The 18,080-nt window shown below is 50.5% G+C and carries 16 protein-coding genes; 9 read left to right on the top strand and 7 right to left on the bottom strand.

Annotated features, from left to right (window positions below; all coding sequences use genetic code 11):
• Window positions 1-25: 25 nt before the first annotated feature.
• Entirely contained in the window at window positions 26-1,369 is a 1,344-nt protein-coding gene (locus ACG1BZ_RS21180) for a UDP-glucose dehydrogenase family protein (RefSeq protein ID WP_413663559.1), read from the bottom strand.
• Between the two features lie 24 nt (window positions 1,370-1,393).
• A complete protein-coding gene (locus tag ACG1BZ_RS21175) occupies window positions 1,394-2,671 on the bottom strand; it encodes an O-antigen ligase family protein (protein ID WP_413663558.1) in 1,278 nt (425 codons plus the stop codon).
• Window positions 2,672-3,014: 343 nt separating this feature from the next.
• Here ACG1BZ_RS21175 and ACG1BZ_RS21170 point away from each other — a divergent pair, with 343 nt between their 5' ends.
• Window positions 3,015-3,902 carry an ELM1/GtrOC1 family putative glycosyltransferase gene (locus tag ACG1BZ_RS21170; protein ID WP_413663557.1) on the top strand — a complete coding sequence of 296 codons (888 nt, stop codon included), beginning with the start codon at window positions 3,015-3,017 and terminating at the stop codon, window positions 3,900-3,902.
• On the opposite strand, the gene ACG1BZ_RS21165 is transcribed toward ACG1BZ_RS21170, so the two are convergent.
• Together ACG1BZ_RS21165 and ACG1BZ_RS21160 are read right to left on the bottom strand one after the other, a co-directional pair.
• Window positions 3,899-4,564, bottom strand: a complete 666-nt coding sequence (locus tag ACG1BZ_RS21165; RefSeq protein WP_413663556.1) for a YrbL family protein — start codon at window positions 4,562-4,564, stop codon at window positions 3,899-3,901. The two genes, ACG1BZ_RS21170 and ACG1BZ_RS21165, sit on opposite strands and share 4 nt — an antisense overlap.
• On the bottom strand, window positions 4,557-5,687 hold the full coding sequence (locus ACG1BZ_RS21160; RefSeq protein ID WP_413663555.1) for a glycosyltransferase family 4 protein: 1,131 nt from the start codon (window positions 5,685-5,687) through the stop codon (window positions 4,557-4,559). Before ACG1BZ_RS21160 ends, ACG1BZ_RS21165 begins: the two co-directional genes overlap by 8 nt.
• Window positions 5,688-5,925: 238 nt before the next feature.
• Here ACG1BZ_RS21160 and ACG1BZ_RS21155 point away from each other — a divergent pair, with 238 nt between their 5' ends.
• Window positions 5,926-6,846 carry a glycosyltransferase family 2 protein gene (locus ACG1BZ_RS21155; RefSeq protein WP_413663554.1) on the top strand — a complete coding sequence of 307 codons (921 nt, stop codon included), beginning with the start codon at window positions 5,926-5,928 and terminating at the stop codon, window positions 6,844-6,846.
• Window positions 6,847-6,949: 103 nt separating this feature from the next.
• A complete protein-coding gene (gene waaA / locus ACG1BZ_RS21150; protein ID WP_413663553.1) occupies window positions 6,950-8,275 on the top strand; it encodes a lipid IV(A) 3-deoxy-D-manno-octulosonic acid transferase in 1,326 nt (441 codons plus the stop codon).
• Window positions 8,276-8,289: 14 nt separating this feature from the next.
• Here waaA and ACG1BZ_RS21145 read toward each other — a convergent pair whose 3' ends face one another.
• Window positions 8,290-9,813 carry a TolC family outer membrane protein gene (locus tag ACG1BZ_RS21145; RefSeq protein ID WP_413663552.1) on the bottom strand — a complete coding sequence of 508 codons (1,524 nt, stop codon included), beginning with the start codon at window positions 9,811-9,813 and terminating at the stop codon, window positions 8,290-8,292.
• A gap of 350 nt (window positions 9,814-10,163) precedes the next feature.
• Here ACG1BZ_RS21145 and ACG1BZ_RS21140 point away from each other — a divergent pair, with 350 nt between their 5' ends.
• From ACG1BZ_RS21140 to ACG1BZ_RS21125, 4 genes are all read left to right on the top strand, one after another.
• On the top strand, window positions 10,164-10,817 hold the full coding sequence (locus tag ACG1BZ_RS21140) for a paraquat-inducible protein A (RefSeq protein ID WP_413663551.1): 654 nt from the start codon (window positions 10,164-10,166) through the stop codon (window positions 10,815-10,817).
• A 136-nt stretch (window positions 10,818-10,953) separates the two neighbouring features.
• Window positions 10,954-11,490 carry a paraquat-inducible protein A gene (locus tag ACG1BZ_RS21135; protein ID WP_413663550.1) on the top strand — a complete coding sequence of 179 codons (537 nt, stop codon included), beginning with the start codon at window positions 10,954-10,956 and terminating at the stop codon, window positions 11,488-11,490.
• Window positions 11,483-13,867, top strand: a complete 2,385-nt coding sequence (locus ACG1BZ_RS21130; protein ID WP_413663549.1) for an MlaD family protein — start codon at window positions 11,483-11,485, stop codon at window positions 13,865-13,867. Before ACG1BZ_RS21135 ends, ACG1BZ_RS21130 begins: the two co-directional genes overlap by 8 nt.
• A gap of 22 nt (window positions 13,868-13,889) precedes the next feature.
• A complete protein-coding gene (locus ACG1BZ_RS21125; RefSeq protein ID WP_413663548.1) occupies window positions 13,890-14,441 on the top strand; it encodes a DUF4136 domain-containing protein in 552 nt (183 codons plus the stop codon).
• Between the two features lie 69 nt (window positions 14,442-14,510).
• Here the strand turns inward: ACG1BZ_RS21125 and ACG1BZ_RS21120 are convergent, their stop codons facing one another.
• Window positions 14,511-15,563 (bottom strand): glycosyltransferase, encoded by a 1,053-nt coding sequence (locus tag ACG1BZ_RS21120; RefSeq protein WP_413663547.1) that lies wholly within the window; start codon window positions 15,561-15,563, stop codon window positions 14,511-14,513.
• Between the two features lie 37 nt (window positions 15,564-15,600).
• Window positions 15,601-16,641: a glycosyltransferase family protein gene (locus ACG1BZ_RS21115; protein ID WP_413663546.1), complete on the bottom strand. Its 1,041-nt coding sequence runs from the start codon at window positions 16,639-16,641 to the stop codon at window positions 15,601-15,603.
• A 146-nt stretch (window positions 16,642-16,787) separates the two neighbouring features.
• On the opposite strand from ACG1BZ_RS21115, the gene ACG1BZ_RS21110 reads away from it, so the two are divergent.
• Together ACG1BZ_RS21110 and ACG1BZ_RS21105 are read left to right on the top strand one after the other, a co-directional pair.
• Window positions 16,788-17,450: an NUDIX domain-containing protein gene (locus tag ACG1BZ_RS21110; protein ID WP_413663545.1), complete on the top strand. Its 663-nt coding sequence runs from the start codon at window positions 16,788-16,790 to the stop codon at window positions 17,448-17,450.
• A gap of 87 nt (window positions 17,451-17,537) precedes the next feature.
• The gene (locus ACG1BZ_RS21105; protein WP_413663544.1) at window positions 17,538-18,059 is read left to right on the top strand and encodes a DUF1249 domain-containing protein; all 522 of its coding nucleotides are present in this window, start codon (window positions 17,538-17,540) and stop codon (window positions 18,057-18,059) included.
• Window positions 18,060-18,080 lie beyond the last annotated feature (21 nt).

The raw sequence follows: 18,080 nt of genomic DNA, 5'->3' as shown, positions 1-18,080 counted from the left end.
GGTTTTTATTTTAAGTAAGGCTTACTTAGTAAGAGCTGGTGGTGTCCGGGCGCCCTACGCAGTAATAATCAAAGCCTGCCTCGCGCATTTCCTCTGGTTCGTACTGGTTGCGTCCGTCAAACACAACCGGGGCACTGAGAGCGCTGCTTACTTCATCGATATCAAGAGATTTGAACTGTTGCCATTCGGTCGCGACAATCAGGGCGTCGGCACCCTGTAAAGCCTCTGTCTTGGAGTCGCAAAGGGTCAGGTCTTCGCGATCGCCAAAAATTCGCTGACACTCCTCCATGGCCTCAGGGTCAAATGCCCGCACCTTCGCACCCTGCTCCCACAATCGAGCTAACAGCACACGGCTTGGGGCTTCGCGCATATCATCTGTATTGGGTTTGAATGACAGGCCCCAGAGCGCAAAAGTTTTGCCCTGAATATCTCCGTTAAAATGACGTTGTATTTTTTCGGCGAGATAGTGTTTCTGGCGCTCGTTGCGGGATTCCACGGCGGCAAGAATATCTGCAGCAATGCCCAGCTGTTGAGCCGAGGAAATCAGGGCTTTCACATCTTTAGGGAAACATGAGCCACCGTAGCCGATACCTGCGTAGATAAACTGGTAACCAACTCGAGGGTCTGAGCCGATTCCGGCCCGAACTGCTTCAATATCAGCGCCCACTTTATCGGCAATATTTGCCATTTCATTCATAAAGCTGATCTTGGTTGCCAGCATGCAGTTGGCGGCATACTTGGTCAGCTCCGCACTTTTTACGTCCATCACCAGGATTTTTTCGTGATTTCGGTTAAATGGTGCGTACAGGTGGCGAAGCTTCTGTTCTGATTCTGTTTCGGAGGTGCCGATAATAATCCGGTCTGGCCGCATACAGTCATTGAGCGCCGACCCCTCCTTGAGGAATTCAGGGTTGGAAATAACATCGAAGGGCAGATCGGACTTATCCCGCTCAGCCAGTTCTTCTTCAACAGCAGCCCGCACTTTGTCGGCTGTACCCACAGGTACTGTGGACTTGTTGATGATGTATTTTTTGCACTCCATGTGGCTTGCAATAGTCCTTGCAACAGTTAACACATGGCGAAGGTCTGCTGAGCCGTCCTCATCTGGAGGGGTGCCCACAGCGATAAAGATCAGTTCACCGTGTTCTACGCCAAAGGCGGCATCGGTTGAAAAAGATAGATTGCCTGTGGTGATACTGTTCTTCACCATAGGTTCGAGGCCGGGCTCATAAATGGGGATAATGCCCTGTTTGAGGCGGTTGATCTTGTCCGCGTCTATATCGATACAAACTACTTTATTGCCAGCTTCGGCTAAGACTGCTGCTTGCACCAGGCCCACATAGCCGGTGCCAAATACGGTTACATTCATCAGTGTGACTCTATCTCTCAGCGGTTACTGTTTTTGAGGGTTACTTTCCTGGATAGTTTTACAATGGCTCAAGCCCCGGTCTTCAATGCTGCTTCGTGCCAGCAGGATAGCTAGGGGAATCCAGTAAAAGAACCAAATATAATTGGGCTTGGCCAAAGGTTGCTGGGCGTATGTCAGCATTGCCAATACACCGAATAGGAACCAGGTGAAGTACAAACCGGGAATCCAGCTCAGAAGCCTCTCTTTGGATCTCACTGTCCACAGGGCTGCGAGTCCTTGCCAGGCACAAGCGGCCACCCCCAATATTCCACTGAAGCGTGCGATATCCAGGAGGAAATTATGTGGATGGGGCACCATTCTGTTTAGCTCGATAAACTTCTTGTGCACTAGGCCTTGACCAAACAGTGGGGATTGCAGGAACTCTTCAAGTGTCTTTTGCCAGAGCGTCATGCGAACGGAATAGGCACTACCCCGGTGTAGAAGAGGCAGATCACCATATAACGTAAAATAGGCTAGGGGCAGTACGCAAACTATGGCAACAACAACGAGTATCTTCAGCAGTCGTGAAAGGTTGCCGAATACAACCAAAAAGATTGAGAAGCCGGCCATAACAATCGGGACTTTGGTTTGTGACAAAACTATATAGATACAGGAGGTGAGTAAGCCCGCTCCTGATAACCAGCGCCAAATGCGGGGGTTTTGGTAGAGGCCGTAGCAGCAAAAAAGAGCGTGGAAGCCAAATAGCATTCCTGTTTTATCAATATTGCCCTCAAGAGATATACCGCCAATTCGGTGCAGATTCTGTAGTCCGCCGTCAAGGGAGTAAGAAACTAATGAGGCAATACCGGACAGCAGTCCAATCGCAATAAGTGAGAGTAATAGCTTATGGAGGATGTTGTCGCCGTATTGTTCCAGTAGGAAGAAAACAGCGCAATAGAATAGAGCTAGGTATAAAACCAATTTCCAGTAGTAATCGGATTGCCTATAAACATCTGCGGTGTCCGGTGAGGCCCACAGTGTTGATAGCGCTAGAATGATTGGCAGGCTACAAAAGGTTAGGAATTGCCAGGAAATTAAGAAGTGATAGCTCTTCCTCCATACCAGCAGTAAAAAGGCTGTGGGTAGTAAAGTTAGATAAAAGCTGGTTTGTACCCCTGAAACTTTGGGGGAAACATAGTAACCACATACCAGCAGAAATAATCCAAGAAAGGCCCATTTGAGCAGACCTGAAATCCACAGTGAGCTTTGCTGGCGATAAATGGGCTGGGAAAGCTTGTTTAGAGTACTTCCAAGTTCAGGCATAGGTGCAACTGTCGGCCATTCAGAAAATTTTGTATTTAGGTGCGCGAAAATAGGCTGTATGGGTGGGTACTATATAAAAGTCTGTTGTCCATGAACGCTCAAATTTTGCTTTTTGGTGATAATTGTGGGGCTTTACACAAAGTAGTAGCGGATGTCTGTTTGGCTGAGCGCTTTAACGGGGTCTCCTGAGAGGCATGGATTCACTGGGGACGCCCTTTGGAAATCCCTGGAAGGAGTATACTGGATGTTTTGGGGCTCCCATAGCCTTGTTACAGTAGCTCCACTGGCATGCGCTAGGTACACTGCCTTATATTCCGGTGTTTCAGTAGTTTAGGGTCCTATCTTGCAACTTACTATTTGGCGTTTTTTAGATGGCAACCGGGCCCATGAAAAGCAGAGCGCAGCTCTGATTGAAGGGGTGCGCAGGAGCTATATCGGGGAGGTGCAGGTTTTTGATATATCACCAGAATATACAGCCAGCCGTATTCTCCTAAAAGCGGGAGAGGAGCTGGAAGAGTTGCCAGCCCCAGACTTTCTAATTGGCACAGGTCGCCGAAGCCGGCTTCCTATGTTGTCTGCCCGTTGCCGGTTTGGTGGTCGCGCGGTGGCAATTAACCGCCCTTTGTTACCCTACAGCTGGTTTGATTTTGCGGTCGTACCCGAACACGACCGTCCGCCCCCTCTACCTAATGTGATTGTGAGCCAGGGCGCACTGACTGAGCCGCTTGAGAGCGATGTACTGCAGCCTGGAAGGGGGCTTATTTTATTGGGTGGACCCAGTAAGCATTACAGTTGGGATACCCTCTCAATCCGGGAGCAAGTTGAGAAATTATTGGCCCAACCCTTGAGTTGGTGTATCTCTGACAGTCGGAGAACACCGGCGGGTACCATGGAGCAGCTGGAGAAAAGCAGTGTTGAGTTGGTTGACTGGCGCTCTTGTCCGGCGGGCTGGCTTCAGAAGCAGTTGTCGGAAGCGGAGACAATCTGGGTCACTGAGGACAGTATCTCTATGCTATTCGAGTCGTTACAAAGTCGGGCCCAAGTCGGTGTAATTCGGGTTCCGAGTCGCAGCAAGTCTAATAAGGTGCGTTCAGCGGTATTACGACTTTTGGATCAAGGTTTGGTTAGTGAAAAGCTTGAGGTGAAGGCAGGAGGCCAGCGTGACCCCCTGGATCAATACCTATTGTGTGCTCAAGCATTGTTGCGTCGATCAGGGTTGCCAAGCCGTTAGCGCTTGAGTCCCTCAGCTTCATATTTTCGCCAGGGGGTTTCCTTATCGGAAATTTCCCACTCGACTCTCAGCCACATGCGCTCGATACGGCGATGGATATAGCGTTTCGCAAAGTAGCTAGAAATTTTTGGCAGAGGCAGGAAAGAGGAACAACCCAGCCCATCAATCAGGTAAGTTTGTAGTTTCCCCTGCTCTTTTCGCAGGACCAGATTGTGGGCAATCAGATTTTTGGTGAGTACTTCATACTCAAGCAGCCACTCAGAAAAGTGCTGTAAAGATTCGCGCACCTCGGCATTGAGTCCATATTTGTTTAGGTATTGGCGAAGAGTAGGTGCCGGATTGCCATCAGCGTCAAGAATCATATCAGTGACGGCAGCGGGGCCTAAGCTGGTCTCCTGTATCCCAAACCATCGAGGCAGATGTTGCCAAAGCCCATCTCGATTAGTTGCAATGGCCCGCTGGCTATAACCTTCCTGTTCGCGAAGATTGTCATCAAAATATGATTCCCCTCGCCAGGTTTTGTACCAGGGAGCTCGTCCCAATAGCTCCGCTGTTCGGCCGGGTCGCATCACCTTGACACAGAGTTCAGACCGCTCCGGGTGTCGGTAGCAAAAGCGATTGCCTCCGCTGGCAAACGGCTCGCTCTGGCTCAAATTAATCACGCGGGTTCGCTCCGGTACGCTCTGTGAGTAGGCTCTTGTAGATTTCAATAGTGTGTTCGGCCTGCCTTCCCAATGTGAAATCGGTAGATAAATGAGGCTTTTGCCCAGGGCTGTCGAGCAATTCCTGAGTACGCGTGAATAAGGCTTCTGGATCATTGATATCAACTAGCCCTTGAGGGAAACAGGCGTTCAGCGACTCTGCCGGGCCCCCAATGTTATAACCGATGACAGGTGTGCCAATTGCTGCGGACTCTATAACGGTTCTGCCAAATGGCTCAGGTCGACGTGATAGGTTATACACCAAACTGGAGGCACTATACCAGTGGCGTATATCACTACGATGACCAACTAGAGTAAGGTGGTTCTCAAGCTTCATTGAGCAAATTTTTTGTTCCAATTCATCGGCGTAGTGCTGCTTGTTCTTCTCCGCTCCGCCGAGAATGATGCCGTGAACATCAGAACGGTTTTTGACTAGTTGATGGATTAGATCGATAAAGTCTTCTTGCCCCTTCCAGCGGGTCAGCCGGCCGGGTAAGAGGAGCCAGCGCTTGCCGGCAAGCTGGGGGAAATCCTGGTGTACTTTTTGGTACCAGGACACCGGTGGCTGGATATCGGGATTGAACTCATCTGTATCTACACCCCGGTAAACGATCTGTGGGGGGCGCTTTAGATCGTTTGCATAGTTCTCCAGTAAGTAGTTATTCACACATTCTGAAATAGCGATTACCTGTTCGGTTTTCGCCATAATCGCACTGTATCGATTTATCGAGTAAAGGCCATGAGCCGTGCTTACAAGGCGGGGGCGCTTAGCGGGGTCAAGATTTCGCCAGGCAAGATAGGCTAGCCAAGCTGGAACTCTGGAACGCACATGGATGATATCGGGCTTCTCACGAGAGATAACCTTTCGAAGTGATCTGACCTGTAACAGGCTTAAAAGAGACTTTTTGTGGATTGGCAGTTCTATGTGGACTGAGCCCTCAGCTTGTAGCTGCTCGACCATGCTCCCCCCACTGGAAACAACGATTGACTGATGACCACCTGCTACCAGGTAGCGGGCAAGATCAACGGTCCCCCTCTCAACCCCCCCAGAGTTCAGGGCGGGTAAAAGCTGCATAATTTTCATGGGGAGATATACCAGGGCTTATAAGAATAGTTTTTTGAATTAATTTGACTAATGGGTTGCGTTTTAGCAAGGAAGGTCGGGCACAAGCATATAATATGGAGCATAGATGCCCTGATAAAGCGTTTGGCAAAAGTGGTATTATAGACAGGTCATTCTTAAGGGTATAGGCTGATTCTTTTTTAACCCAGCTCAGATAGCTTATATCCGATTTGTCCTTGGCCGTAATCTGGAGTTTACATTGCACCCCTTGTTAGTGATCTGTATTTGTACTTATCAGCGACCGGAGCGGCTTCGCAGTTCTCTGCAAAGCCTGGCCAAGCTACAGCTACCCACGGGCTTAAATGTGGCTGCACTGGTTGTCGATAACGATTCGGATACTCAGGCTGGTAGGGAAGTTGTGGGGGAGTTGTCGGGAAGTTTTCCCTTTCCTCTCAACTGTGCTGTTGAAGAGCGGCGGGGAATCCCTTGTGCACGTAATCGCTGTATCGATGAACTGGATAATATGGGAGCTGACTACCTAGTTTTCATTGATGATGATGAGTGGGTAGAGCCCGATTGGTTGATCCAGCTATATGATTACTCACAAAAGCTGGGGGGCAGTAGCGTGGTTTGTGGCAGTGTTGTTCGGCGTTGGCCGGATTCTGTGCCTGCCTATTACTCACGTATTTTTTATCGGCAGAAACGAAAGACTGGAGAACAGCTCAACTACTGTGCGACCAGCAATGTATTAATACCGATGAGCAGTATCCGATCGCTAGGCCTGAGGTTTAATGAGCAGGACCCTCTAGGTGCCGGTACAGATGTGATTTTTTTCACAGAGTTTAAGGCCAAGGGCGGAAAGATTGTTTACTGCCTGGAGGCGAGGGTTTACGAGGCTGTACCGGAGAGTCGCGCCAATATGCGTTGGTTGTCGCGTAGAAAATTCTCCGCTGGTATCACTCTGGCAAAGCATAAACTTGCCAAAGGTCGCGGTCATACCAGCATCTTTGTATCGGCTCTGGGGCAACTGTTGATCTCCAGCATAGGCTGTATTTTAGGATTGATTTTCGGTGGAAAGCGCTTGGGCTCTGGGCCTTGGCTCCGCGCCTGCCGTTCAGCCGGCATGGCTTGTGGTGTTTTTGGGGTGCGCTCTGAGTTTTACCGGGTGGTCGATCACTAATGGCCTGAGGCCTTTCTTACGGGGGTGTTTTACCTGGAAGAGATAACCGTCATCATTGCATTTTCTTTGGTGGCAATATTGATCTTTAGGTGATCCCTGCTTCATGCAAATATTTTATTCCTGGCTCTTCCGCCTGTTTTTACCTGTTGTCCTTCTACGTCTCTGGTGGAGAGGGCGTAGCCAGCCGGCCTATCGGTTGCGTTTAAGAGAGCGTCTGGGTCAGGTTCCCAAAAGGCACAGCCGGGCACCGTTAATCTGGGTCCATTCTGTATCTGTAGGGGAGACCCTAGCCGCCGTGCCAGTTATCTCTAAATTGGCTGCGCGACATACAGACTGGCAGTGGTTGGTTACGACTACAACTCCAACCGGATCCGAGCGCGTACAAGAAGCCTTGCAGCCAATTCTTGGTGGCCGCTTACTTCACTACTACCTTCCCTATGACCTCCCTGAATGCCTGGTGCCATTTCTTAATGCACTTAGCCCTAGTGCATTGGTGATTATAGAGACTGAGCTTTGGCCCAACCTACTCAAGCTCTGCTCGAGCAGGAAGATCCCAATTTTATTGGCCAATGCACGGCTCAGTGAAAAATCTGCACGAGGTTACGGGCGTTTTCCCTCTTTGACTCGAACGATGTTGAGCAACCTGGATCGTGTTGTTGCGCAATACCCTGCTGATATGCAGCGGTTTATCGATCTGGGCTTACCTGCGGAGAGAGCAGTAGCCAACGGCAATATCAAGTTTGACCTCAGTATTGACATGGGACTGGCCAGTGAAGCGCAGGCGCTGGCGCACCAGTGGCGGGGGGAGTCTTCCAGGCCTATATGGCTGGCGGCTAGTACCCATGTGGGTGAGGATGAGGTGATCTTGGATGCCTTCTCTATTTTGAAGAGAGAAATTAAAGATCTTTTACTCGTGTTGGTGCCCAGGCATCCACAGCGTTTTGATGGTGTTGCCCGCCTGTGTCGGGAGCGTGGCTTTGCCCTGGTTCGAAGGAGTGAAGGCACAGCCATTAAAGCTAGTGATGAGGTTATTCTGGGAGACACCATGGGGGAGTTGCTGCGCTTCTATGGGGCCAGTGATATTGCTTTTGTGGGAGGTAGCTTGGTTTCTGTTGGTGGCCACAACATGATTGAACCCGCTGCCTGGGGGGTACCAGTTATTTCCGGTCCCCACCTGCATAACTTTGCCACTGTATCTAGTTTGTTGCAGGAGGCTGGAGCCATGATTGTAGTCGAAGACAGTGAATCGATGGCTTCACAGGTTCAGGCTTGGCTGGATGATGTGGGGCAAAGAAAAGCCGCCGGTCAGAGAGCGAAAAAAGTAGCTTCAGAAAATAGTGGTGCTTTGCAGCGCTTACTGGGCGAAGTGGAGCGGCTGGCTACACAAAATGAAGACCAGAGAGAGAATAAAAATCCTGCTCTCTGGTAGATACGTATACGCAGTTACTTCGAAGGTGCTGGAAGGCTGGTGCCTCCAGTTTCCTCCACGCGAGAGACGTTACTTGCAGGATTCAGCATCATATCCAGATCCTGAAGGTCTTTAGGGGATAAGAGTCCTGCAGCTTGCTTCAAGCTCAGTGAGTTTAGAATGTAGTCGTACAGCGAGTTGGCGTAGTCAGTTTGTGAGTCAAACAGGGTCCGCTGAGCCAGGAGCACATCTACAATATTTCGGGTGCCTACTTCGTATCCCGCCTGAGTGGCATCCAATGCACTCTTGGCAGAGACGACGGCTTGCTCTCGGGCCGCTACTCTCGATACATCGGTGACAACAGCGCGGTGCAGGGTGCGCGTGGTTTGTATGGTATCTCTCTCTGCAAGGACGCTAAGGTCCTGGGCCTGGAAGGCTTGGTTTCTAGCCTGGCGACGGTTGGCACTGAGAAGGCCACCAGTAAAGATGGGCACATTTACAGTTACCCCTGCACTTGTTCCCCATTGGTCAATATCTTGCGGGTAACGTACAAATTGGCTGCCCGTTATGTCGCTGAATCGATTTTTCTCGTTACCATCTTGAGTGAGTTTATTATAAGAAAGCGAGCCAGTGACAGTGGGTAGGTGTTCACTGGCTTCTGCCCGAGCGTTATAGCGGGCGGCATCGGCGCCAAGTCGTGCAGCTTTAAGGACAAAGTTGTTGGCGAGGGCAAACTCAACCCAATCGGCGCGATCTGAAGGCACCGGCGGAGCTACCTGGAAGTCATCTACCAGAGGAGCTACTTGATCATGGTAGCCTCCAGTCAATACTGATAGGGCATCAAAGTTACTGAGGAGGTTGTCTTGAGCTGTTAAGCGCCGGGCAACGGAACTGTCATAGGCAGCCTGGGAGTCGTAGACATCAGTAATTGCTGTTAGACCGACTTCAAAGCGCTGTTGCGTCTGTTCCAGCTGTTTAGCCAGGGCTTGTTCTTCGGCAGCAGCTGCCTCGAGGACGTCATAAGCACGCAATACATCAAAGTAGGCGGTGGCGACACGAATCATCATTTCTTGCTGGTTAGCACTGAATTCTGCTGTCGCCTGCTCTGTTAATCTCTTGCCCTGTTGATAATCGAACCAGGCTGGAGCGTCAAAAATAGCCTGGGTCAGGTTGGCACTATAGGTTCTTTCCTGTAAGGAATTGCTAGTTTGGCTTCTAAAATCCACTAGTTCGACATCATTGTCGTCGTCATTATCAGTCAAATCCAGTAACTGAGCAGAATTCCGGCTGCTATCAGAGTGAGTTCTAGCGGCTTCGAAAGTAGCATTAACCTGAGGAAGCAGGAATGCGCGGAACTGATATTTGGCCTCGATACCCGCATGGTAAGCGGCGCGATCAGCTGCTAATTGAGGATCATTCTCCAGGGCCTGTGTATAGATATCCCACAGGGTGTCGGCTTGCGCCTGCATGGCGCCCAGGCCCAGCAGCGTAGCGGCGATTAGTTTTTTCAGCGGACGCAACTTGCGGCCTTGCGGCTCTGTGCGGTTACTTCTTTTCATCTGTTTCGACTTCCTGTGGAGGGTACGGTCTTCAAGCTTTTGCAAGTTATTTGGAGCTGGTGTCACGTAGTGGGGATATAGAGGGCTCCAGCTTGCGATTATTACTAATATTGCCAGTCTCCCCAATAGCAGTCGCGAGAGTTTACCCGGGGTCAAACCGACCGTCGAGACGGCTTTCGGCTTTTTGCTATATCTTCGTTAAACCGACACCTACGTGCGGTTATCGGTAATTTTTTGGCAATAACACTGGCCCATTGAATAAGGTTGAGGGCCTATATTTCAATAGACGCGCCTCATAAGCATTTGGATGCGGCAAAAATTGTGCAGAATAAGGCAAGGACTGACTGTCCATGAATGAGGGGCGTAACGCGATGCTGGCTGATTGGCAGAGGGTCTGTCACGAATGCGATCTACTTTTAACCGGCGGCTTGGCGCCTCCGGGACAAAAGCTAATTTGCCCACGATGTCGCTGTACTTTGCATCGCAATGGCAATCATAGTATTTACTACACTCTGGCTCTCAGCCTAACCGGCCTATTACTGTTTATTCCCTCTGTTAGCTTGCCGTTGCTCGACTTTTCTCTGTTCTCATTTGGTGCAGAAAGTACCTTGCTTAATGGCGTTTACTCTCTTTTCAAGGCTGGGTTTATTTGGCTCTCGGCGCTGGTGCTTTTCTGTAGCGTTTTGGCTCCGGTAGGTAAATTTGCCCTGTTGTTATTTATTTGTTGGGGCAGTGCTTGGGCCTGGCTTGACCGACCGGTATCCAATGCTGTTCGTTTTTACCAGCACTTGAAAGAGTGGGGCATGCTCGATGTCTATATGCTCGGAATTTTGGTGGCCCTGATTAAATTACGGGATTTGGGCAAGATGGAGGTAGAACCGGGGCTGTACTGTTTTGGTGCCATGATGCTACTGGCAAATCTCTCTTCCCTGAGTTTTGACCAAACAGCAATTTGGCACCGCTTAGCACAGCGTCGTGCGCTTAAGGGACAAGCTTGTGAATAGCGTACCAAATAAAGGTTTAAAAAAAGGCTTAACTAGCTGCCTGTGCTGTCATCAATTAATTATTCTTCCCCAAAATGGTCGTTGCCGATGTCCGCGCTGTGGAGCGAGAGTACACAGCAGAATCGAAGGAAGCTTGATGTTAACTTGGGCTCTGACGATTACTGGCACTTTATTGCTTTTACCTGCCAATGTGTTACCGATAATGACAGTAGTTTATTTAGGTGCCGGTGATCCCAGCACCATCATTAGCGGGGTCATGCAACTCTATAACTCGGGAATGTGGGGAATAGCTTTAATTGTCTTTGTTGCCAGTATTGCAGTTCCTGTGATGAAGCTACTGGGATTGGGATTGCTCCTGATCCAAATTCAGTTGCGCCTGTCCTTCGACCCCATTCAGTCCATGAAAATATATCGAGTAGTTTCCGGCATCGGGCGCTGGTCACTCTTAGACTTATTTATGATTTCAATTTTGGTGTCGCTAGTGGATATGGGATTTATTTCCCAAGTAACTGCTGGAGCTGGTGCTACGGCTTTTGCCTCTGTGGTAGTGGTGACCATGTTGGCGGCACGAACTTTCGATTCCCGTTTAATTTGGGATGCCTATGACGGAGATTTATATGAGTCTGCAGTAGAGCCAGAAACGGCTCATAGGAGCGCCGCAGAAAATGGCTGATGAGCTGCCCCCGCAGGATACGAGTGATGCGTCTCGCTTGGATGGAGGTGCTCAGCGGGGAGTAGTGCGCGCAAGCAGGGGATTACCCCTAGTGTGGATTTTACCTTTGATCGCGGGGCTGATTGCTCTCTGGTTGCTCTATCAGGATTTGTCAGAGGGAGACGTTAAAGCCACTATTTTATTTCATTCTGGCGACGGCCTGGTAAAAGGAAAAACGGTGGTCAAATATTCCGGGGTCGATATTGGTATGGTCCAGGATGTGCGCCTTGTACCTAATGCGAAAGAGCTGAATGGAGCCGATGGCGTTCTGGCCGAAGTTAGTTTAAATCGCAGTGCAGAATATTTATTGGTAGAGGGCACTGAGTTTTGGGTAGTAAAACCCGAGTTATCTATTACCGGTATTAGCGGCTTGGAAACACTACTTTCTGGCAATTATATTGCCGTTGAATCAGGTAGTGGTAAGCGCAAACGCAACTTTGTTGCCCTGGATCAGCCTCCTGCATTTATCCGTGGGGATGGCTTGCGTGTTGTTTTGCAGTCCCGTCGTTTGGGCTCTTTAAGTCGTGGATCGCCAGTATATTATCGTCAGCTGCGAGTTGGTCAGGTAGCGGATTACCGTTTGGATCGAAACGGAACTGAAGTCAGTATCGAATTATTTATTCGTCGGGAATATGCCTATCTGGTTCATCGGGGCAGCCGCTTTTGGAATAGTTCAGGGATCTCTATTGAAGGCGGTATTAGCGGTATCAGTGTCAATTTAGAATCCCTGGCAGCACTTTTTGCCGGGGGCGTAAGTTTTTATACCCCGGAAAATCAACGTCAGTCTCCACTCGCTGTAAATGGTAGTGAGTTTGAGTTATATAAAAATTTTGCCGCAGCAGATGCGGGAATTCCAGTGACATTAAATTTCGATCAGGGGGTGAATGTTACTCCGGATTCTACGAAGGTTTACTATCAGGGCATCCAGGTAGGGGAAGTCAGTGGGACCAAGGCAAACCGCCGTTTGAATGGTATGGAAGTCAAAGTTCTGATGGATCCGACAACAGATGAATTGCTCACCGAAAATACCCGTTTTTGGCTAGCCCCCCCGACCTTCGATTTTACTGGCGGACTAAACGATTTAATCCAAGGTAATCGTATAGAAGTAGATTTGCGCAAAGGACAGCGCTCCCAGCGCAATTTCACTGCGCGAACCTCTGCGCCACCGATGGACCCCCGTGTGCCGGGGCTGCATTTACGCCTCACTTCACGCAATCCCGGGTCTTTGCAGCGGGGCGCGCCGGTTTACTTTCGCCGTATAGAGGTAGGAAAAGTTCAGGGAATGGAATTGCGTAGGGATGGCGAGGGGGTAGAGGTTTATGTGGTGATAGAGCCCCGCTATGCCCACTTTGTGCAGGAAGGCGTTCGGTTCTGGAATGTGAGCGGATTGCGGGCTACAGCAAGCTTGACTGAGGGGGTGGAAGTGGAGGCAGATTCGCTGATGTCACTCCTGCGCGGCGGTGTCGCCTTTGGCATACGCCGGGAAGACCTTGGAAAAGGCGGGCAGGCAAAAAATGGAGACCAGTTCCCTCTTTTCAGTAGTCGGGAAGCGGCTATGGAGGGAGGGATACAAATTCAAGTCAGCCTTGTCAGTGCCGAGGGACTGAGAGTTGGAGCACCGTTGCGTTACCGCGGGGTACAAGTTGGAGAGATTACTCGCCTGAGACTCGATCGCTCTTTGGGCGAGGTGTGGGCCAGGGCCAAGCTTTACCACCGCGGAGAGCAGTTTGCTCGGGAGGGCACACGTATATGGGTGGTTTCCCCGCAAATTAGCATCGATAAGATTGCCCATCTGGATACCCTGATTACAGGGCGCTACCTGGCGCTTGAGCCTGGCTTAGGAGATCCACAGACAAAGTTTTACGCTTTGGAACAGGCACCGGAAGAGGATCTTGCAGAAACTTTTACCCGCCCTGGACTGGGAATTATCCTGGATGCTGCGAGGCGAGGATCTCTGGTAGCAGGGAGTCCGGTTTATTATCGCCAGGTAAAAGTGGGAGAGGTTACAGGTTTTTCCCTGGGGGAGTATGCTGATCGAGTGTATATCTATGTTCATATCGAACCCCAATACCAGCCCCTGGTGCGAGAGCACACGGTGTTTTGGAATGCCAGTGGCGTCGATGTGAATTTCGGTCTGAAAAGTGGGCTTAATATCAACACAGAATCGGCTCAGGCCCTGTTGCAGGGGGGGATCGCATTTGCCACGCCAGAAGCCCCTTTTATGGGATTTGAAGTGGAGTCGGGCAGCCATTTCCCTCTCTACCCGAAAGCTGAACCCAAGTGGTATACCTGGAGTCCTAAGATAGAACTTTACGGCACGGTCGAACCAGTAAAATAAGTACGGGAATGTAGGAGTTTTTATGCGCTATTTATTAACAGGCTTGCTGAGTATCTTGGTATTGGCGGGTTGCCAGGAGATACAGGTTGAAAAAGCCGCTACCGGGGAGCCACCGGTTGCCTTTGCCACGTATAAATGGGGGGTAGCGCCGTTGAGTGGCTCAGAAGATGCCTCTGCCCAGCTGGTGGAGTTGGATGAAGAAATGCGGGATACCGTTGCCGCAGAGTTACAGCAACGAGGATATCGCCAAGTCTCCCAGGACCAGGATGCGGATATGGTGGTGGATTACCAGGTTGCGGTAGTCGATGAGTTTTTCTCCGGTGATACCCGGGATCCCAGCTGGGACAAACAGTTTGATAGCAATGCGCCACAGGATGTGGTGGAACTACCGCCCCTGACAGATGCCCCCTTGGTGATTATGAGTGTGGGTATTGGGCGCCCGGGCGGGGCTGTGATTTGGGGGGGGAGAGCCAGCGAATTGTTAACACGCCCCGATAGTATTGAGCAGCGTCAACGACTGATCGCCAATGGGGTTAGCGCTCTTTTGCGGGATTTGCCCCCGGCCTATCAATAAGTACGATTTGGCACGAAACGAAAAATACGATTTAGCAGCCACCGGGTATTCGGTGGCTGCCATTCACCGCTAGCGCCCTTTCTTCATCAGGTTTTCGTATAGATCGATATAGGAGTCGACGATAACCTGTTTCGCATAAGTCGTTGCGTACTCCTCGGCCGCATTTTCGATCAGGCTTTGGCGCAATTCCGGCGACTCGATAACGGACTTCATGGCTTTGGCCAGTTCATCGGCATTATCGATAGGGGTAATCAGACCGGTTTTGCCATTGGTAATCACTTCTCCAGGGCCCTGAGAGTCTGTCGCTACTATAGGGCAGCGATGGGCCCAGGACTCCATCACAATAGAGCCCAGGCCCTCATGTCGAGAAGGGCACACGAACATATCCGCAGTGCGCATCAGGGTGGTGACATCATTGCGCCAACCGAGGAAGCGAACCCGCTCTTCCAGGCCGAGTTGATGGCATAGGGATTTCAACTTGCTCTCCTCAGGGCCACTACCAGCGAGCCACAAAGTGGCATTGGGAACCTGGGTGAGTGAATGCAGGAGGGTGTCGAACCCTTTATTGATATGCAGGCGGCCTGCAGCCAGGATCAGGGGCCGGTCTTCCGGAGTATTGAAGCTGTTTCTAGGCAGCGGATTAACTGGTGTCTCATCGGCAAAATTGGGGATATGGAAAATTTTATCCTTGGGGATACCTCCGTCCCTTAAATGCTGGCAGATACCTTTGCTGATGCCGATCCAATAATCTGCGTGACGGTAATACTTCAGGTTGTAATAGTGCCCTAGGCGGCTTACCAACCGGTATTTTTCAGAGTTGGGGGTGATTGAAGTGGCACGTCCCATCCAAGTCATCACGATATCCGGTTGCCATTGGTTCAGGGCATTGCGGTATTTTTTTCGGCCGAGAAAATCCAGCTTGCCACCAAATTTAAAACCTTCGGTTTCAACACTGTTGCTACGCAGTGCCTGTACCCGGTGATCGTGGTTGCGAATAAACGCTTTTTCTGTAATTTCGCTGCGGGGATTTAATCCACTGACGAGACGCACAAAGAAATTCTCAGCACCACCGTGCTCAGCACCGGCGAGTATCTGTGCGACTCGAATTGGGTTATTACTCATAATCTATTGCATCTGATCGAATAGAGTGGGTGCAACACTACCTGAGTGTGCCATCCAGATTGATATCTTGAGCCCAAGCATAGTCGTGGCTAAAAGGCTGTAAGCTCGTGGCTTCGACAATGTACTGAGCGTAGAGCTTCGAGTTCATTTCATTGTGGAAAAACTCCCTGGCCCGTGCGGCCCAGGCGCGTCGCTTGGCATCGTCACCGTTAAATTCGCGGATTTTTTCTAATAGGTCCTGCTCATCGGAGAAATAAACGACGCTCTCAGCAGGCAACAAGTCGTCAAAATGTAATTTATCACTGGTGAACTGCAAAATACCGTTGCCCGCCAGCTGCGCCATGCGTGCTGAGGAGTACCAGTAATGGGTATCCTGGCGATTGAAATTCAGTCCCATTTTGGTTTGAGATAGAGCGTGGTCGTAGTCGCGGCCCCAAACGGGAGCCTCGCCGAAGCTGCCATAGGTTTTAAAGTTCAGCGAATCCCCCAAGGCATCTTTCAGGTTTTTAACCATTTGCAAACGCTTGGTGAAATTATTGCTGTTACTGCAGAAAAGCAGGTCGATGGCTAAATCTGTGCGTTCAGCGTTATTGAGGTTTTCAATCGAGGGTTCAACTGGGTTCGGCATGTGATAAACACGAGCACCAAAGCCCTCAAATATTTTCAGTTCTCTTCGCCCGGTGGATACAAAAACTGCATCGGCGACTTCCGCGCGGTATTTGATTCGCTCGACATTGCTGGGAACAAAGAGGGGATCATTATTGCAGTGAGCGATAAAGCAATTTGGCAGGCGTTGCTTAATGGCCTTCAGGGTGTCGTTAGTGATCATATCGCAGTGGCCTGCGATGATCAGGTCTGGCTCAAAGGCCTCGACAGTTTCCATCAAGCGTCGGTTCGCCTTTTTTACACCCAGGTCGCGAATACCAAAGGGTGCCTCAAATGCGGCGATATCGCGGTCGCTGAACACTTGGGTGTAGTGGTTATTTTTAATCAGGCCGAAGGTGAGCTTTTGTGCCCAGCTAACCCTTGTCTTGCCATAGCGCCGTAGCTGCTGATAGGCGATATTCAGCACTCTCATGTTGTGTACTCTCGAAATTCAACACGGAAACCCGGATAGCCTCTGCAGTCAGCGGCTGGTACGGTGGGCGCAGAGTATAACAGCTGGTACCCCGGTCTTGTCGCGGAAGCAGCGCAGCAAAACCGAAACCTAGGGAAAGACGAACCATGCCACAAGATAACAGTCGAACTGATTTAAACCCGGAGTTCACCGCTGATTCGGTAGACATAATTTCCAGGGAAACCGTGTTTAAGGGATTTTTCACTATGGTGCGCCTGCGATTGCGCCACCGCTTGTTTCGCGGGGGTTGGAGCAATGAAATAGAGCGGGAACTGTTTCAGCGCGGAGAGGCCGTTGGAGTCTTACTTTACGATCCTGTCAGGGACCTGTTGGCACTTACCGAGCAATTCCGCACTGGTGCCCTAGGGCGCCCAGCAGGGCCTTGGTGTCTTGAAGTGGTAGCCGGTATGGTGGAGAAAGGGGAGAGTCTGGAGGATGTAGCGCACAGAGAGGTATTGGAAGAGTCTGGATGTACTGTGGACGACCTGCATTTTATCCACAGTTATATCCCCAGCCCAGGGGGCAGCTCGGAGCGGATACATCTGTATTGTGCCCTGGTAGATTTGGAGCAAGCCGAGGGCGTATTCGGCTTGGCTGAGGAAAATGAGGATATCCGTTTGCGGGTATTCCCGAGGCAGAACGTCGTAGATGCGATGCGGGGGAATTACGGCCCGGGAGAAAACCCGATAGACAATGCCACCACACTGATTTCGGTGCAGTGGCTAGAGTTAAATCGGAAGCAGTTTACTCATATGACGCCACCAGCCTGAGCGGTCACAGCTCTTTGCGCTACTTTACCCGCACAAAAGGTAAACTGAGATGTAAGTCACGGCGGCAAATGAATTGGAGTGTTGATAATGGCTCTAGTACGTGAGGTAGGTGCGCGCCAGCGCAGGCAGATGAAAATGTCGCCAAATGGCAACGGTAAAGCAGTATATCGCGTCGATTTACCGTCTTATCATGCCGACTGCGACGCTAACTACCTACGTCTACTGAGGCTGCTACCTGAGCTTTCAGAGAGAGAGCAATGGTGCTATCAAATCCCTGGTGGCAGCTTAAAGCTGAGAGTGGTAGCGAGATCCAGGTACACCACAGAAGTGTCACTGGACGCAGAGGTAAATCTCAGTGAAAGCCACTGGCTGGCATCTCCCAACCTGACCGCTCGTCTCTATCACGATGCGCGGATGGCAGAGGTGATAGCAGTTAATGGCTGTGGACCGGTAGGTGGTAAAGGAGTGGATATCGCTTACCCAAATTCCCGTATGCAGCGCGCAGATGAGAGGCCTCAGGCCAACCGTTTTCTCGGTGAGTGGCTTGAGTACTGTCTTGCAAATGGTCGCGCAGAATTTCAATTAGTGCTGGATGGCCGAAAAATTTAATTCTGCGGTAGAACACATGGA

The sequence above is a fragment of the Microbulbifer sp. CNSA002 genome (genome assembly GCF_047324085.1).
Taxonomy (GTDB): Bacteria; Pseudomonadota; Gammaproteobacteria; order Pseudomonadales; family Cellvibrionaceae; genus Microbulbifer.
The sequence above is the reverse complement of the archived record's forward strand: the minus strand, read 5'-3'. Positions and strand labels throughout refer to the sequence as shown.

Coding starts and splice junctions, on each gene's coding strand:
- ACG1BZ_RS21180 (WP_413663559.1), bottom strand. CDS start 1,369: ATGAATGTAACCGTATTTGGCACCGGCTATGTGGGCCTGGTGCAAGCA.
- ACG1BZ_RS21175 (WP_413663558.1), bottom strand. CDS start 2,671: ATGCCTGAACTTGGAAGTACTCTAAACAAGCTTTCCCAGCCCATTTAT.
- ACG1BZ_RS21160 (WP_413663555.1), bottom strand. CDS start 5,687: ATGAAAATTATGCAGCTTTTACCCGCCCTGAACTCTGGGGGGGTTGAG.
- waaA (WP_413663553.1), top strand. CDS start 6,950: ATGCAAATATTTTATTCCTGGCTCTTCCGCCTGTTTTTACCTGTTGTC.
- ACG1BZ_RS21145 (WP_413663552.1), bottom strand. CDS start 9,813: ATGAAAAGAAGTAACCGCACAGAGCCGCAAGGCCGCAAGTTGCGTCCG.
- ACG1BZ_RS21140 (WP_413663551.1), top strand. CDS start 10,164: ATGAATGAGGGGCGTAACGCGATGCTGGCTGATTGGCAGAGGGTCTGT.
- ACG1BZ_RS21135 (WP_413663550.1), top strand. CDS start 10,954: ATGTTAACTTGGGCTCTGACGATTACTGGCACTTTATTGCTTTTACCT.
- ACG1BZ_RS21130 (WP_413663549.1), top strand. CDS start 11,483: ATGGCTGATGAGCTGCCCCCGCAGGATACGAGTGATGCGTCTCGCTTG.
- ACG1BZ_RS21125 (WP_413663548.1), top strand. CDS start 13,890: ATGCGCTATTTATTAACAGGCTTGCTGAGTATCTTGGTATTGGCGGGT.
- ACG1BZ_RS21120 (WP_413663547.1), bottom strand. CDS start 15,563: ATGAGTAATAACCCAATTCGAGTCGCACAGATACTCGCCGGTGCTGAG.
- ACG1BZ_RS21115 (WP_413663546.1), bottom strand. CDS start 16,641: ATGAGAGTGCTGAATATCGCCTATCAGCAGCTACGGCGCTATGGCAAG.
- ACG1BZ_RS21110 (WP_413663545.1), top strand. CDS start 16,788: ATGCCACAAGATAACAGTCGAACTGATTTAAACCCGGAGTTCACCGCT.
- ACG1BZ_RS21105 (WP_413663544.1), top strand. CDS start 17,538: ATGGCTCTAGTACGTGAGGTAGGTGCGCGCCAGCGCAGGCAGATGAAA.